The organism is Pseudomonas sp. LBUM1662 (genome assembly GCF_059695915.1).
On sequence record NZ_CP166793.1, the window covers coordinates 2,429,113 to 2,444,892 of the forward strand.

Here is a 15,780-nt window from a genome sequence, read left to right on the forward strand (position 1 = left end):
CCGCGCAATGCGTAGGACCGATCTTCATTTCACGCTTCTTCCAGTTCGACCAACGCACTGCCTTCGCTGACCATCTCGCCTTCCTGGCAATACAGCGCCTTGATCACCCCGGCGTGAGGCGCGCGAATGCTGTGCTCCATCTTCATCGCTTCCAGGACCACCAGTTGCGCCCCGGCTTCGACCGTTTGCCCAGCCTCGACCAATACGCGCACGATGCTGCCGTTCATGGGGGCGGTGAGCCCACCTTGATGGCTGTGGCTGGCTTCGACGGCACTGATCGGGTCGTAGGCCTCGATGCGGCGCAATTCGCCTTCCCATTGCAGATACACCACCTCGCCACGACGGATTGCCCGGTGCTGGCGACGCACGCCGTCGTGTTCGGTCAGCAGCTGTTCGCCCTTGAATTGGGCGGTGTGGGCATCTGCGTTGCCCAAGGTCAGCGCCCGGTCCTGTCCTTCGCAACTCAAGTGAAGGGTGATCTCTCTCGGCAGTCCGGCACGGAAACCATTGCCCACAGCCCAAGGCGAACTCGGGTCATCAGTGCGCGAAGAATCCGGCTGGCTTTGCGCAAACGCCTGAGCGGCGGCTTGCCAAAACTCCTCACTGAGGTCCGCAGGCGCTGGCAGCAGTTGCTCCTGGTAACGCGGAATAAACCCGGTATCCAGTTCTGCCGCCGCGAATGCCGGGTGAGCGATGATCCGACGGAGGAAGTTGATGTTGGTCTTGAGGCCGCCGATCGCAAACTCATCGAGCATGCTCAACAAACGCAGCCGCGCCTGTTCACGGTCTTCGCCCCAGGCAATCAGCTTGCCGAGCATCGGGTCGTAGAACGGCGAAATCTCGTCGCCTTCCTCCACACCGCTGTCGACCCGACGTCCAGGGCCTTCGGCCGATTCGCGATACAACGCCAGGCGCCCGGTGGCCGGGAGGAAATCATGGCTTGGGTCTTCGGCGTACAGCCGCACTTCAATCGCATGGCCGATCAGCGGAACCTGTTCTTGAGTCATCGGCAGCGCTTCACCTCGCGCCACGCGAATCTGCCAGGCCACCAGGTCGAGGCCGGTGATCGCTTCGGTGACCGGATGCTCGACTTGCAGGCGCGTGTTCATCTCCATGAAGAAAAACTCGCCGCGCGAATCCAGCAAAAACTCCACGGTGCCAGCGCCGACATAGCCGATGGCCTGCGCCGAACGCACGGCGGCTTCGCCCATGGCGCGGCGCAGTTCCGGGCTCAAGCCGGGAGCAGGCGCTTCTTCGACGACTTTCTGATGGCGACGCTGGATCGAGCAGTCACGTTCATTGAGGTACAGGCAATTGCCATGCTGATCGGCGAACACCTGGATTTCCACGTGACGCGGTTTGAGCAGGTATTTCTCCACCAGCATCCGCGAATCGCCAAACGAGGATTTCGCCTCGCGTTGCGCCGAGGCCAAAGCTTCGGCCAGCTGGCTGACGTCCTCGACCACTTTCATGCCTTTACCGCCACCACCGGCCGTGGCCTTGAGCAGCACCGGATAACCGATGCGTTCGCAGGCATCGCGGAAGGTGTCGAAATCCTGAGCTTCGCCGTGATAGCCGGGCACCAGGGGTACGCCAGCGGTTTCCATCAAGGCCTTGGCGGCGGACTTGCTGCCCATCGCGTCAATGGCCGAGGCGGGCGGGCCGAGGAAGATCAGGCCGGCCTCTTCAATGGCACGGGCGAACCCGGCGTTTTCGGACAAAAAGCCATAGCCGGGGTGAATCGCCTGAGCGCCGCTGGCCTTGGCCGCCGCGATCAATTTATCGATTTGCAGGTAGCTGTCAGCCGCTTTGCTGCCGCCGAGGTCGACACGGATATCCGCTTCGCGGCTGTGGCGGGCGTCACGATCGGTGGCGCTGTGAACGGCCACGGTGGTCAGGCCCAGCGCCTTGGCGGTGCGCATGACCCGGCAGGCGATTTCGCCACGGTTGGCCACCAGCAGGGTGGTGAGAACAGGTGCGCTCATCAACGCGACTCCTTGGTGGTGGTCGGTGCTTGCCAGCTCGGCGGACGTTTTTGCAGAAAGGCGCGCAGGCCTTCCTGGCCTTCGGGGCTGACGCGGATACGGGCGATGGCATTCTCTGTGTAGCGACGCAGCGCCGGGGTCAGCGCGCCGTTGCCGACTTCACGCAACAAATCCTTGCTGACGCGCATGGCGGCCGGGCTGTTGAGCAGCAGGTTGTCGATCCACTTTTCCACGTTCTGTTCCAGCTCAGCGACCGGATAGCTCTCCGACAACAGGCCGATTTCCCGTGCCCGTTGCCCACCGAATCGTTCCGCCGTCAGCGCATAACGGCGTGCCGCACGTTCGCCGATGGCTTGCACCACAAACGGGCTGATCACCGCCGGCGCCAGGCCGATGCGCACTTCCGACAGGCAGAACTGCGCGTCATCGGTGCCAATCGCCATGTCGCAGCAACTGATCAAGCCCAACGCGCCGCCATAGGCCGCGCCTTGCACCACGGCCAGGGTCGGAATTTTCAGTTTGGCGAGGTTGTACATCAACTCCGCCAGTTCCCGGGCGTCGTCGAGGTTGGTGTGGTAATCGAGTTCGGCCGATTGCTGCATCCAGGCCAGGTCGGCACCGGCGCTGAAATGCTTGCCACGGCCGCGCACCAGCAGGAACCGCAGGCTGGCATCGGTCGACACCTTGTCCAGGGCGAGGATCAGTTCACGGATCATCTCGGCGTTGAACGCGTTGTTCTTTTCTTCACGGCTGAGCCACAGGGTCGCAAAACCTCGTGGGTCGGTCAGCAGTTCGAGGGTGTTGAAGTCGCTCATATTGTCCGTCTCCACAACTCTGTTCTGTAGGAGCGAGGCTTGCCCGCGAAGGTAGCGCCGCGGTTTGCCTGTTGCACCGCGTCATGCCTGTTCGCGGGCAAGCCTCGCTCCTACAAGGTCGGATCACATCCGGAACACGCCGAAGCGGCTCGGTTCGATTGGCGCGTTCAGCGACGCGGACAAGGCCAGGGCCAGCACGTCACGGGTCTGCGCCGGGTCAATGACACCGTCGTCCCACAGCCGTGCGCTGGAGTAGTAAGGGTGGCCCTGTTCTTCGTATTGATCGAGGATCGGTTGCTTGATCTCGGCTTCCTGCTCGGCGCTGAAACCCTGGCCACTGCGCTCGGCCTGCTCGCGTTTCACCTGCACCAGCACGCCTGCCGCCTGTTCGGCGCCCATCACGCCAATGCGCGCGTTCGGCCACATCCACAAGAAGCGTGGATCGTAGGCCCGCCCGCACATCCCGTAGTTACCGGCACCAAAACTGCCACCAATGATCACGGTGAATTTCGGCACTTTGGCACACGCCACGGCGGTCACCAGTTTCGCGCCGTGCTTGGCGATGCCGCCGGCCTCGTATTTCTGGCCGACCATGAAACCGGTGATGTTTTGCAGGAACAGCAATGGAATGCCGCGCTGGCAGGCCAGTTCGATAAAGTGCGCGCCTTTTTGCGCGGCTTCGGCGAACAGGATGCCGTTGTTGGCGAGGATCGCGATCGGGTAACCGTGCAGATGGGCGAAGCCGCACACCAGCGTGGTCCCGAACAGTGCCTTGAATTCGTCGAACACCGAACCGTCGACCAGCCGCGAGATCACTTCGCGCACATCGAACGGCTGCTTGGCGTCGGCCGAGACTACGCCGTACAGCTCATCACAGGCGTAGAGCGGGGCGATCGGCGTGCGCAGTTGCAGTTCGCCGAGTTTGCGCCAGTTGAGGTTGGCGACGCTGCGTCGCGCAATCGCCAGGGCGTGTTCGTCGCTCTCGGCGTAATGGTCGGCAACACCGGAAATCTTGCAATGCACATCGGCGCCGCCGAGATCTTCGGCGCTGACCACTTCGCCGGTCGCGGCTTTTACCAGCGGCGGGCCAGCGAGGAAAATGGTGGCCTGCTGGCGCACCATGATCGCTTCGTCGGCCATCGCTGGCACGTAAGCGCCACCGGCGGTGCAGGAACCCATGACCACCGCAATTTGCGGAATGCCCATGGCGCTCATGTTGGCCTGGTTGAAGAAAATCCGCCCGAAGTGCTCGCGGTCCGGAAACACTTCATCCTGACGTGGCAGGTTGGCGCCGCCCGAATCCACCAGGTAGATGCACGGCAAGCGATTTTGCTGAGCGATGGTCTGCGCACGCAGGTGTTTTTTCACGGTCAGCGGGTAATACGAGCCACCTTTCACCGTGGCGTCGTTGGCGACGATCATGCATTCGACGCCTTCCACACGGCCGATCCCGGCAATCACGCCGGCCGCCGGGACGTCTTCGCCGTAGACCGCGTAGGCCGCCAGTTGGCTGATCTCGAGAAACGGCGAACCTGGATCGAGCAGACGATTGATCCGCTCACGCGGCAGCAATTTGCCCCGCGAGGTATGACGTTCTTGCGCCTTCGGACCGCCGCCTTGCTGCACTTGGGCGAGCAGGGTGTGCAGGGCGTCGACCTGTTTGAGCATCGCCGCGCTGTTGGCCGCGAACTCCGCTGAACGAGGGTTGAGCTGGGTATGCAGGATAGCCATGGACAGCTCCGTTTAGCGAGTTTCGTTGAACAGTTCGCGACCGATCAGCATGCGACGGATCTCACTGGTGCCGGCGCCGATTTCGTACAGCTTGGCGTCACGCAGCAGACGGCCCGCCGGGAATTCGTTGATGTAGCCGTTGCCACCGAGAATCTGGATCGCGTCGAGGGCCATTTGCGTGGCGCGTTCGGCGCTGTAGAGGATCACGCCGGCGGCGTCCTTGCGGGTGGTTTCGCCACGTTCGCAAGCCTGGGCCACCGCATACAGGTAGGCGCGGCTGGCGTTGAGTTGGGTGTACATGTCAGCGACCTTGCCTTGGATCAGCTGGAATTCGCCGATGCTTTGGCCGAACTGCTTGCGGTCGTGGATGTAGGGAACGATCAGGTCCATGCAGGCCTGCATGATCCCGGTCGGGCCGCCGGACAGCACAACGCGTTCGTAGTCGAGGCCGCTCATCAGCACTTTCACGCCGCCGTTGAGGATGCCGAGGATGTTTTCTTCCGGCACTTCGACGTCATCGAAAAACAGCTCGCAGGTGTTGGAGCCGCGCATGCCGAGCTTGTCGAATTTGTTGCTGCGGCTGAAGCCTTTCCAGTCACGTTCGACGATGAACGCGGTGATGCCGTGGGGGCCTTTTTCAAGGTCGGTCTTGGCGTAGATCACGTAGGTGTTGGCGTCCGGACCGTTGGTGATCCAGGTCTTGCTGCCGTTGAGCACGTAGTGGTCGCCGCGTTTATCGGCACGCAACTTCATCGACACCACGTCGGAACCGGCATTCGGCTCGCTCATGGCCAGGGCGCCGATGTGTTCGCCGCTGATCAGCTTGGGCAGGTATTTGGTTTTCTGTTCGTGATTGCCGTTGCGGTTGATCTGGTTGACGCAGAGGTTGGAGTGCGCGCCGTAGGACAGGGCGACCGAGGCCGAGCCGCGGCTGATTTCTTCCATGATCACCACGTGCGCCAGATAGCCCAGGCCAGCACCGCCGTATTCTTCCGGCACGGTAACGCCGAGCAGGCCCATGTCGCCGAATTTGCGCCACAGGTCGGCCGGGAACAGGTTGTCGATGTCGATCTGAGCGGCGCGCGGGGCGATCTCTTTGGCGACGAAGGACTGAACCTGATCGCGCAGCATGTCGATGGTTTCACCGAGGGCAAAGTTCAGGGATGGGTAGCTCATGGGTCACCTTTTGGCATTTTTGTTGGGCGGGGAGAGCAGTGATTCGGCTCTCACCTTTACGTTAACGTAAGCCTGTGACGAATGGCTGTCAATCACCCTTTACGTTAACGTCAACTTGAGCGACAGTAGGGCCAGTTCAAGATAGAAGGCGGACCAAACTTGCAGGAGCGATGCTTGCTCGCGAAAGCGTCAGATCAGTCGACATAAATGTTGAATGTAGAGGCCTCTTCGCGAGCAAGCATCGCTCCTACAGGTATCCGTCGGTAGCCCATAAATAAAGACAATAGGGGTCGTCATGGATCAACCCAGTGCAAGCCCGCAGCGCAGCTATACCCGTGGTTCCCAGGACAAAGCCTTGCTGGCGATGACCATCGGCGAGAAGTTCGATCAGACCGTCGCGCAGTATCCGGACGGGGAAGCGCTGGTCGTGCGCCATCAGCAGTTGCGCTACACCTGGCAGCAACTGGCCGACGCCGTCGATCTGCACGCCAGAGCCCTGTTGGCGTTGGGCTTGCAGGCTGGCGACCGCCTCGGCATCTGGGCGCCGAACTGTGCACAGTGGTGCATCAGCCAGTTCGCCAGCGCGAAAATCGGTGTGATCCTGGTCAACATCAACCCGGCGTATCGCAGCTCCGAACTCGAATACGTGTTGAAGCAATCCGGCTGCCAATGGCTGGTTTGCGCCGGTGCTTTCAAGACCTCCGACTATCACGGCATGCTGCAAGGCCTGGTGCCTGAGCTGGCAGAGCAATCCATCGGAAAGCTGCAAAGCGAACGCCTGCCAGAGCTACGGGGCGTTATCAGTCTGGATGCGCAACCACCGTCGGGTTTCCTGCCGTGGTCACAACTGGGCGATCTCGCCGCCAGCGTGTCCGCCGAACAGTTGCGCGAACGCCAGGACAGCCTGCATTTCGATCAGGCGGTGAACATCCAGTACACCTCCGGCACCACCGGTTTCCCGAAAGGCGCGACCCTCAGTCACTACAACATTCTCAACAACGGTTACATGGTCGGCGAAAGCCTCGGGCTGACCGCCAATGATCGCCTGGTGATCCCGGTGCCGCTGTATCACTGCTTCGGCATGGTCATGGGCAACCTCGGCTGCATCACCCACGGCAGCACCATGATTTACCCCAACGATGCGTTCGATCCGCTGTTGACCCTGACCACGGTTGCCGAAGAAAAGGCCACCGCACTCTACGGCGTGCCGACCATGTTCATCGCCATGCTCGATCAGCCCAAGCGCGCCGAATTCGACCTGTCGAGCCTGCGCACCGGGATCATGGCCGGGGCGACGTGTCCGATCGAGGTCATGCGCCGGGTCATCAGCGAGATGCACATGAGCGAAGTGCAGATTGCCTACGGCATGACGGAAACAAGTCCCGTGTCTTTGCAGACCGGTCCGTCAGACGAGCTGGAATTGCGCGTCACCACCGTCGGCCGGACCCAGCCGCAACTGGAAAGCAAAATCATCGACGAAGCGGGCAACCTGGTGCCGCGCGGCACCATTGGCGAACTGTGCACTCGCGGTTACAGCGTGATGCTCGGTTACTGGAACAACCCGCAAGGCACCGCCGAAGCCATCGATCAGGCCGGCTGGATGCACACCGGCGACCTGGCGAGCATGAACGACGAGGGCTACGTGTGCATTGCCGGGCGCAACAAGGACATGATCATTCGCGGCGGCGAGAACATTTACCCGCGTGAGCTGGAAGAGTTCTTCTTTACCCATCCAGCGGTGGCGGACGTGCAGGTAATCGGGATTCCGTGCTCGCGCTATGGCGAAGAGATTGTCGCCTGGATCAAATTCCATCCGGGCCACACGGCTACCGAACAGGAGCTGCAAGCCTGGTGCAAAGAGCGCATCGCGCACTTCAAGACGCCGCGTTACTTCAAGTTTGTGGAAGAGTTTCCGATGACCGTGACCGGCAAGATCCAGAAATTCCGGATGCGCGAGATCAGCATCGAGGAGTTGCACATCAACAAAGCCTGACACATTCCCCTGTGGGAGCGGGCTTGCTCGCGAAAGCGGTGTATCAGCCGACGACAATGTTGACTGACACTCCGCCTTCGCGAGCAAGCCCGCTCCCACATTTGGATTGGGGAATATACAAATCGCAGAAAGCACAAAGGGGAGCCGAAGCTCCCCTTTAATTTTTCGTTGCGCGTGCTCTTTTTTTATTATTGAGGGGCGGTCTGTTGTTGTTTTTAGTGACCGTGACCCTTTACCGCTGTTTTTGTCGATCCCCATCCGGGATCAAGAGCAAACGTATTTTTTTGAGCGCTGATCTACTTTTTCGCCAAGCGATCCAACCAGTTCGGGAGCTACCTGAAGGTAGTTTTATTATTCTCTGCCCGGTTGCGGGTTACTTCGAAAAGCACCCTGAAAAGCACATCCTCTCCAAAAAAATCTGTTAGCTGCGTCTCTGCCGTGTTGTTTTTGTTATGTCAGAGTCGTTACGTCTTATTTTTATTAGGTTTGCCGCTTTTTTTGTTCTTGTTATGCAGTAGAGATAGCAGGAGCCGTGCCAACTTTAAAAAACAGTTATAAATCAATGAGTTAATGTTTTGTCGGATTTTTCCTTCGGACGAAACCAGACAATTTGTTTCCGTGTTACTCGCTTACGCCCCCATTTCAGACGCAGCGGTAACACCCCAAGCCTCACTGTGCACTGCGAGCCTTGGCCACGCGCGAACCGGTTGGTCGCCCCAGCACGGAGCAAATCTGCTGACCGGCCAGAATCAGAGCGTCCAGATCGATGCCGGTCTCAATACCGAGGCCGTTGAGCAGGTAAACCACGTCTTCGGTGGCCACGTTGCCGCTGGCGCCCTTGGCGTACGGGCAGCCGCCGAGGCCGGCGATGGAGCTGTCGAACACCGCGATACCTTCCAGCAGGCTGGCGTAGATGTTGGCCATAGCCTGGCCATAGGTGTCGTGGAAGTGCCCGGCGAGTTTTTCACGCGGCACAACAGCCGAGACCACATCGAACATCGTGCGGGTCGCGCCGGCGGTGCCGGTGCCGATCGTGTCGCCGAGGGAGACTTCGTAGCAGCCCATCGCGTAGAGCTCGCGGGCGACTCGGGCGACTTGTTCCGGGGCGACGTTACCTTCGTAAGGGCAGCCCAGCACACAGGACACGTAGCCGCGCACGCTGACGCCGTGTTGTTTGGCCGCGTCCATGATCGGTACGAAGCGCTCCAGACTTTCGCTGATCGAGCAATTGATGTTGCGCTGGGAAAACGCTTCAGACGCCGCAGCGAACACTGCGACTTCCTTGACCCCGGCCGCGATTGCATCCTCAAATCCGCGCAGGTTGGGGGCGAGGGCGCCATAGGTCACGCCCGGTTTGCGCTGGATCTGCGCGAAGACTTCGGCGGAACCGGCCATTTGCGGCACCCACTTGGGCGAAACGAAACTGCCGACTTCTATATAGCCGAGGCCCGCAGCGGTCAGCGCATCGACCAGTTGCACCTTGTCGGCAACGCTGATGGGTTGGGCTTCGTTTTGCAGACCGTCGCGGGGACCGACTTCGACCAGGCGTACGTGGGTGGGTAGGGACATGGGAATCGACCTGCTGTAATTGTCTGAATGATCACGAACCCTGTAGGAGCGAAGCTTGCTCGCGAACGCGGTATGTCATTCAACATTGGCGTCGACTGATCTGACGCTTTCGCGAGCAAGCTTCGCTCCTACAGGTATCCGGGGTGTTTATTGAACGGGTTGCTGGCTCTTGATCGTCTGCTCCAGCGCCTGGGTGCAGCGCTCCTGCGCCGTGTCCAGTTCCAGCTTCATCTGCTCGATGTCGAGCATTTGCTGCTCCAGCTGTTCGCGACGCTCGGCGATCTTGTTCAGCATGGTTTGCAGCTGTTTCTGGTTGCCACCGGTGGGGTCGTACAGTTCGATCAGCTCGCGGCATTCGGCCAGGGAAAAGCCAATGCGCTTGCCCCGCAGGATCAGCTTCAGGCTGACCTTGTCACGGGGTGTATACACGCGTTCCTGGCCGCGACGCTCAGGGCTGAGCAAGCCTTGCTCTTCATAAAAGCGAATGGCCCGCGTGGTGATGTCGAGCTCGCGGGCGAGGTCGGAAATGCTATAGGTCTGGCTGCTCATGGAAGCGCTCGAAGAAGGTCATGGCGCTAAGCTAATGGCAGGTTGACGTTTACGTCAAGCGGTCTGAGGTTTCAGTGTTCTTGCGGGCCTCTTCGCGGGCAAGCCTCGCTCCTACAGTATCGCCACTGAACTTGTAGGAGCGAGGCTTGCCCGCGAAGAACGATGACGCGGTGCAGCGTCCTACACCTTGTCGAGCTTCTTCTCATGCGCCGTCACCTGCTGGCACAACTCGATCATCTGCTCGCGCATCCAGCGGTTGGCCGGGTCCTGATCGGTGCTTTCGTGCCAGTACAGGTGAGTTTCAACCGGTGGCACATCGTTGACCGGCAAGTTCACCGAGTACAGATCATGGCGACGGGCAAAGCGCTCCGGCACGGTCATGACCATGTCGGTCTGCTGCAACACCTGGGACGCCATCAGGTAATGCTGCGAGCGCAGGGCGATCTTGCGCTGGATGCCCATTTTCCCCAGGGCCAGGTCTACATGCCCCAGGCCACTGCGGCGGCTGGAGATATGGATGTGGGTCAACGACAGATAATCATCGAGGGTGAATTTCTCTTTGCCCGCCAGCGGATGACCCTTGCGCATCGCACACACGTAACGGTCTTCCATCAACTTGACGTGACGCACTTGTGGATCGGTGTTGAGCGGCGCATCGACCGCGAAATCCAGACGCCCGGCCGCCAGCTCCTTGGTGGTCTCGCGGCGCTTGGACAGAAAACTTTCGATGATGACCGTTGGCGCGAGGCGGCGCAGGCGCTGGAACAGCGGCGGCAGAATCACCGCTTCGGTCAGGTCGGTCATGCTGATGCGATACGTCTTGACCGCTTGCAGCGGGTTGAAAATCCGGCTTTCCTGCACCGACACCCGCAGCAGGGAGAGGGCGTTGCGCACCGGGCCGATGATGTTTTGCGCCATCGGCGTCGGCACCATGCCCTGCGCCGTGCGCACGAACAGCGGGTCGTTGAAGGTCTCGCGCAGGCGGGCCAGAGCGTTCGAGACCGCAGGCTGAGTGATGCCGACAATCTGCCCGGCGCGGGTCAGGTTGGCTTCGGTGTAGATCGCGTCGAAGACGATGAAAAGGTTGAGGTCGACCTTGCTCAGATTCATTGCGCTGCACTCTTATTGTTGGTTCTCAATCACCCGATCATATATCGGTGATGAATGTTAATACACGCCGAGAATAGGCTAGGTAAATTATCAACGCTGTTCTAGCATCGATACATGACCTAAACAACCTCTGCCCAAGAAGGTAATTGCTCATGGATTTCGCTTATTCGCCCAAGGTTCAGGAACTGCGTGAGCGCGTGACCGCGTTCATGGACACCTACGTTTACCCCGCCGAAGCGGTGTTCGAGCGCCAGGTCGCCGAAGGCGATCGCTGGCAGCCGACCGCGATCATGGAAGAGCTCAAACTCAAGGCCAAGGCCGAAGGGCTGTGGAATTTGTTTCTGCCTGAATCCGAACTCGGTGCTGGCCTGACCAACCTCGAATACGCGCCATTGGCGGAAATCATGGGCCGCTCGCTGCTCGGCCCTGAGCCCTTCAACTGCTCCGCGCCGGACACCGGCAACATGGAAGTGCTGGTGCGTTACGCCAACGAAGAACAGAAACAGCGCTGGCTCGAACCGCTGCTGCGTGGCGAGATCCGCTCGGCATTCGCCATGACTGAACCGGACGTCGCTTCGTCCGATGCCACCAACATGGCCGCCCGCGCTGTGCGTGATGGCGACGAGTGGGTAATCAACGGCAAGAAATGGTGGACCTCAGGCGCCTGCGACCCGCGCTGCAAGATCCTGATCTTCATGGGCTTGAGCAATCCTGACGCGCCGCGTCATGCCCAGCACTCGATGATTCTGGTGCCGGTGGATGCCCCGGGTGTGAAGATCGTTCGTCCGCTGCCAGTGTTCGGCTACGACGACGCACCTCACGGCCACGCCGAAGTGCTGTTTGAAAACGTCCGCGTGCCATACGAAAACGTCCTGCTGGGCGAAGGACGCGGCTTCGAAATCGCTCAAGGTCGCCTTGGCCCGGGCCGGATCCACCACTGCATGCGTTCAATCGGTATGGCCGAACGTGCGCTGGAGTTGATGTGCAAACGAGCGGTGAGCCGCACCGCGTTCGGTAAACCGCTGGCGCGCCTGGGCGGCAATATCGACAAGATTGCCGACTCGCGGATGGAAATCGACATGGCCCGCCTGCTGACGTTGAAAGCGGCGTACATGATGGACACCGTCGGTAACAAGGTAGCGAAGAGCGAGATCGCGCAGATCAAGGTCGTCGCGCCGAACGTGGCCTTGCGGGTGATCGACCGGGCCATCCAGATCCATGGCGGGGCAGGGGTGTCCAACGATTTTCCGCTGGCCTACATGTATGCGATGCAACGCACCCTGCGCCTGGCCGACGGCCCGGACGAAGTGCACCGCGCGGCGATCGGCAAGTTCGAGATCGGCAAGTACGTGCCGAAAGAGATGATGCGTAGCGGGCAGTAAGACCGCGTTATCGTTCTTCGCGGGCAAGCTTCGCTCCTACAGGGATCGCCATTCTCTGTAGGAGCGAGGCTTGCCCGCGAAGGCGTCGGTCCTCTCAACACAGCAATATCAGGTTTAATACACCCAAACCTCAACCCGCCGGTTCTTGATCCGCCCCTCATCCGCGCTATTCGCCGCCACCGGCATCTCGGCGCCAAAGCCGCGAATCTCGCGAAACACCACGCCGCTTTTCACCAATTCCCGCCGCACCGCCATCGCCCGCAGCTTCGACAACAGGTCGGCACGCGCCGGATCGCTCTTGGCATCACCAAACCCCACCAGCGTTACCTGCCGATTGGTTTTGTCGCGCTGCTTTATATAGTCGAGTACCCGCGACAGGTCCTGTCGGGCCTTGTTGTCCAGTGTCGCGCTGCCTTCCTCGAAACGGAAATTCACCGACAACCGCTGGGCATGGCGGCTTAGCGCCTGATAACCCTCGGGCATCAAGGCGTTCGGCGTGACGGTCATGGCCTGCACGGTCTGCGCGACAAAACCGTTGTCCGCGACAATCGCCTGGCCTTTACTGCTTTGCGCGAACGCCAACAACGCGTGTGCCCAAGGATTTTTCCCGTTCGGCGGCAGGTAAAAGAACAGTCGCCGGGACAGCGGATAGTCTTCCGTGGCAATCAGGCTGTTGAGCGGCAACATGGCCTGGGACTGGCCATCGGCAATCGCCACGGCTTTGGCCTGGCGCACGTAAGGCAAACCGATAAAGCCGATGCCTTGCGGGTCTTGGCTGACGGCGTCGGACAATTGCTCGCTGGATTCGAAGCGTTTCGCGGCGCTATTCAGCGTTTTCCCACGACGACTGAGGACCAATTCCTTGAAGGTGTCGTACGTGCCCGACTGATCATCTCGCGCATACAGATGAATTGTCCCACCACTGCCACCGAGTTCTTCCCAGGTCTTTGCCTCACCGCTGAACATTCGCGCCAGTTGTTCGGTGGTGAGTTGGTTCAGCGGATTTTGCGGATGAAGGATGATCGCCAGACCATCGATGGCGATAACTTGCTCGGCGGCGGGGCTTTTAAAGTCGCCCAGGGTTTTCAAGTCTGAGCGTTCGCCGTCCTTGATCGGGCGCGAGGAGGCGGCGAGGTCGGCGGAGGCGGTTTTCAGGGCGCTGAAACCGGTGCTGGAACCATGGGCGGCGACTTCCACCACTACCCGACGTCCCTGGACGGTTTCGCCGACGATGCGTTGTTCGTTGGCGGTGTCCGGGACTTCACTGTGGACCTTGAGCAGGCCCTGCTCGCGCATCAGGCCTTCGACCAACGCCGGGCCCAGTGCGGCGCCGATGGTGTTGGAACCCTGGATGCGCAGGACCGGACCGTTTTCGGGTGTCGGCAAATCGCCAGCCGAAGCCGTCAATGGCAAACAGGCGCACAGCATCAACAGGAACGATATGCGCAGCGTCATGCCGGCACCTTGTTTGACCAAAGGAAGTGCCGGGAGAATAAGTCAGTAAGGTTTCTAAAAGATGACAGTTATCAATGTGGGAGCGGCGGTGCGGCGATCCGACTTGCTCGCGAAAGCGGTGTGTCATCCAACTTTAATGTCGACTGACACCACGCCTTCGCGAGCAAGTCCGCTCCCACAGTTTGATCTGTGTAATGCCTGGGGAATCAGCTCAACTCAAGCCAGATCGGCGCATGATCCGACGGTTTTTCCATACCGCGCAGTTCGTAATCCACGCCTGCATCCTTCACCCGCGGCAACAACCCATGGGATGCCATGATCAGGTCGATCCGCAGCCCGCGCTTGGGTTCGTCTTCAAAGCCACGGCTGCGGTAGTCGAACCAGCTGAAGCGGTCCGCCACGTCCGGGTTCAAGTGGCGGAAACTGTCCACCAGGCCCCAGTTCTTCAGGCGGGCCATCCACTCGCGTTCTTCTGGCAGGAAGCTGCATTTACCGGTTTTCAGCCAACGCTTCATGTTGTCCGGGCCGATGCCGATGTCGCAGTCTTCCGGGGAAATGTTCACGTCGCCCATCACCACCACCGGCTGTTCATTGCTGAACTGGCTTTCCAGCAACTGCTGCAGGTCGCCGTAGAAACGCTCCTTGGCCGGGAACTTGGTCGGGTGATCGCGGCTTTCGCCCTGTGGGAAATAGCCGTTCATGATGGTCACCGGCACGCCATTGGCGTCGGCGAACGTGCCCCAGATGAAGCGGCGCTGGGCGTCTTCTTCATCAGTGGCGAAGCCTTTATGCAGCGCAATCGGCTCTTTACGGGAGAGCAGGGCAACGCCGTAATGGCCTTTCTGCCCGTGGAAATACACGTGATAACCCAGCGCCTGAACCTCGGCCAGCGGGAACTGGTCATCGTGGACCTTGGTTTCCTGCAGCCCGATCACGTCCGGCTGGTGCTTTTCGATCAGCGCCGCCAGCTGATGCGGGCGAGCGCGCAGCCCGTTGATGTTGAAGGAGACGATCTTCATGGTCGGCAGTCCTGGCAAAAGGGCGATGCTAGCTGACCTGTAGGAATCGGGCCAGTGTTGAGACAGGGGAGTTACCTTGTTCTGTCAGATGTGCGTTGTCTTTGCCGGCCTCTTCGCGGGCAAGCCACGCTCCCACAGGTTCTGCGGCGTATACAAATTGTGTGTTCGCTCGAGAACCCTGTAGGAGCGAGGCTTGCCCGCGAAGAGGCCCGTCCATTCGATGAAGATCCCGCCTTGGTCTATACCTGTGGGGGAACTGTATTACCACCCAAAGGCTCGTACCAATAAGAGCGCTGCCATTTTGAGCCGCGCCCCGGGGAGATCTACCGTTATGCCCGAAACCTCGACCGCCATTGCCGATATCCACATGCTCGACAGCGGCTACGCCCACGAAGCGCGCTCCCTGCTTTACCACGCTTACCGGCACGAACCGACCTTCGGCTATTTGTTTGAGGCTGAACGCCCCGGCTACGAGCATCGCGTGCGGGCGACGGTGCGTGAGCTGGTTAAACAGCACTTTCTCCAGGATCTGCCGGCCATTGGCCTGCTGGTCAACGACCGCCTGATCGGCATCGCTCTGATCGCTCCGCCGCAACGTCGACTGGGCATCACTGAAAGCTGGGCCTGGCGCTTGCGCATGGTGCTCAGCACCGGTTTCCGTTGCACCCGCCGCTACCTCGATTACCACGCCGCCGTTGCCGCTTGCGTGCCGTCCGACTCGGTGCACGTCCTGCCGTTGCTGGGGATTCATCCGCAGTTCCAGGGCAAGCACTTCGGCGAGCAACTGCTGCAAGCGGTGCATAACTGGTGCGCCGTGGATGAAACCTCCCAAGGCGTGATGCTTGATACCGGAAATCCTCGTTATCTGGAGTTCTATAAGCGTCAGGGCTACGAGGAAATCGGCGAGGTCGCCGTAGGACCGATCCGCGAACACGTATTTTTCCACGCCAATCCCCAGGTGTTACAAACAGCAACGGCATAAAGGTAGAACTTTCA

Annotated in this window: 12 protein-coding genes; 3 read left to right on the forward strand and 9 right to left on the reverse strand. The window is 60.2% G+C overall.

What is annotated here, in order from left to right; genetic code table 11:
- Positions 1-29 precede the first annotated feature (29 nt).
- The 4 genes from ACA049_RS11000 to ACA049_RS11015 form a co-directional block, all read right to left on the reverse strand.
- Complete coding sequence (locus ACA049_RS11000; RefSeq protein WP_497335336.1) at positions 30-1,985, reverse strand: acetyl/propionyl/methylcrotonyl-CoA carboxylase subunit alpha; 1,956 nt, start codon at positions 1,983-1,985, stop codon at positions 30-32.
- Positions 1,985-2,800 carry a gamma-carboxygeranoyl-CoA hydratase gene (locus ACA049_RS11005; RefSeq protein WP_497335338.1) on the reverse strand — a complete coding sequence of 272 codons (816 nt, stop codon included), beginning with the start codon at positions 2,798-2,800 and terminating at the stop codon, positions 1,985-1,987. Before ACA049_RS11005 ends, ACA049_RS11000 begins: the two co-directional genes overlap by 1 nt.
- 123 nt (positions 2,801-2,923) lie before the next feature.
- Complete coding sequence (locus ACA049_RS11010) at positions 2,924-4,531, reverse strand: carboxyl transferase domain-containing protein (protein WP_497335340.1); 1,608 nt, start codon at positions 4,529-4,531, stop codon at positions 2,924-2,926.
- A 12-nt stretch (positions 4,532-4,543) separates the two neighbouring features.
- Positions 4,544-5,707, reverse strand: a complete 1,164-nt coding sequence (locus ACA049_RS11015; protein WP_438658451.1) for an isovaleryl-CoA dehydrogenase — start codon at positions 5,705-5,707, stop codon at positions 4,544-4,546.
- A gap of 295 nt (positions 5,708-6,002) precedes the next feature.
- Between ACA049_RS11015 and ACA049_RS11020 the strand changes: the two genes are divergently transcribed.
- A complete protein-coding gene (locus ACA049_RS11020; protein ID WP_497335342.1) occupies positions 6,003-7,700 on the forward strand; it encodes an AMP-binding protein in 1,698 nt (565 codons plus the stop codon).
- 669 nt (positions 7,701-8,369) lie between these two features.
- Here the strand turns inward: ACA049_RS11020 and ACA049_RS11025 are convergent.
- The 3 genes from ACA049_RS11025 to ACA049_RS11035 form a co-directional block, all read right to left on the reverse strand.
- A complete protein-coding gene (locus ACA049_RS11025) occupies positions 8,370-9,269 on the reverse strand; it encodes a hydroxymethylglutaryl-CoA lyase (protein ID WP_497335344.1) in 900 nt (299 codons plus the stop codon).
- 147 nt (positions 9,270-9,416) lie between these two features.
- Positions 9,417-9,818, reverse strand: coding sequence for a MerR family transcriptional regulator (locus ACA049_RS11030; RefSeq protein WP_497335346.1), 402 nt, complete (start codon positions 9,816-9,818; stop codon positions 9,417-9,419).
- Between the two features lie 180 nt (positions 9,819-9,998).
- The gene (locus tag ACA049_RS11035) at positions 9,999-10,928 is read right to left on the reverse strand and encodes a LysR family transcriptional regulator (RefSeq protein ID WP_008148497.1); all 930 of its coding nucleotides are present in this window, start codon (positions 10,926-10,928) and stop codon (positions 9,999-10,001) included.
- Between the two features lie 152 nt (positions 10,929-11,080).
- Between ACA049_RS11035 and ACA049_RS11040 the strand changes: the two genes are divergently transcribed.
- Positions 11,081-12,310, forward strand: a complete 1,230-nt coding sequence (locus ACA049_RS11040) for an acyl-CoA dehydrogenase (protein WP_497335348.1) — start codon at positions 11,081-11,083, stop codon at positions 12,308-12,310.
- Positions 12,311-12,424: 114 nt separating this feature from the next.
- Here ACA049_RS11040 and ACA049_RS11045 read toward each other — a convergent pair whose 3' ends face one another.
- Both ACA049_RS11045 and xthA read right to left on the reverse strand, forming a co-directional pair.
- Entirely contained in the window at positions 12,425-13,765 is a 1,341-nt protein-coding gene (locus tag ACA049_RS11045; protein WP_497335350.1) for a substrate-binding domain-containing protein, read from the reverse strand.
- Positions 13,766-13,971: 206 nt separating this feature from the next.
- Positions 13,972-14,784: an exodeoxyribonuclease III gene (gene xthA / locus ACA049_RS11050; RefSeq protein ID WP_403107730.1), complete on the reverse strand. Its 813-nt coding sequence runs from the start codon at positions 14,782-14,784 to the stop codon at positions 13,972-13,974.
- 331 nt (positions 14,785-15,115) lie between these two features.
- Between xthA and ACA049_RS11055 the strand changes: the two genes are divergently transcribed.
- Positions 15,116-15,766, forward strand: coding sequence for a GNAT family N-acetyltransferase (locus ACA049_RS11055; RefSeq protein ID WP_497335352.1), 651 nt, complete (start codon positions 15,116-15,118; stop codon positions 15,764-15,766).
- The last annotated feature ends 14 nt before the right edge of the window (positions 15,767-15,780 follow it).

Bases quoted from the DNA above. Each gene is read 5' to 3' on its own strand.
- ACA049_RS11025 (WP_497335344.1), bottom strand. From the start codon at position 9,269: ATGTCCCTACCCACCCACGTACGCCTGGTCGAAGTCGGTCCCCGCGAC.
- ACA049_RS11020 (WP_497335342.1), top strand. From the start codon at position 6,003: ATGGATCAACCCAGTGCAAGCCCGCAGCGCAGCTATACCCGTGGTTCC.
- ACA049_RS11030 (WP_497335346.1), bottom strand. From the start codon at position 9,818: ATGAGCAGCCAGACCTATAGCATTTCCGACCTCGCCCGCGAGCTCGAC.
- ACA049_RS11045 (WP_497335350.1), bottom strand. From the start codon at position 13,765: ATGACGCTGCGCATATCGTTCCTGTTGATGCTGTGCGCCTGTTTGCCA.
- ACA049_RS11055 (WP_497335352.1), top strand. From the start codon at position 15,116: ATGCCCGAAACCTCGACCGCCATTGCCGATATCCACATGCTCGACAGC.
- ACA049_RS11010 (WP_497335340.1), bottom strand. From the start codon at position 4,531: ATGGCTATCCTGCATACCCAGCTCAACCCTCGTTCAGCGGAGTTCGCG.
- ACA049_RS11015 (WP_438658451.1), bottom strand. From the start codon at position 5,707: ATGAGCTACCCATCCCTGAACTTTGCCCTCGGTGAAACCATCGACATG.
- xthA (WP_403107730.1), bottom strand. From the start codon at position 14,784: ATGAAGATCGTCTCCTTCAACATCAACGGGCTGCGCGCTCGCCCGCAT.
- ACA049_RS11040 (WP_497335348.1), top strand. From the start codon at position 11,081: ATGGATTTCGCTTATTCGCCCAAGGTTCAGGAACTGCGTGAGCGCGTG.
- ACA049_RS11005 (WP_497335338.1), bottom strand. From the start codon at position 2,800: ATGAGCGACTTCAACACCCTCGAACTGCTGACCGACCCACGAGGTTTT.
- ACA049_RS11035 (WP_008148497.1), bottom strand. From the start codon at position 10,928: ATGAATCTGAGCAAGGTCGACCTCAACCTTTTCATCGTCTTCGACGCG.
- ACA049_RS11000 (WP_497335336.1), bottom strand. From the start codon at position 1,985: ATGAGCGCACCTGTTCTCACCACCCTGCTGGTGGCCAACCGTGGCGAA.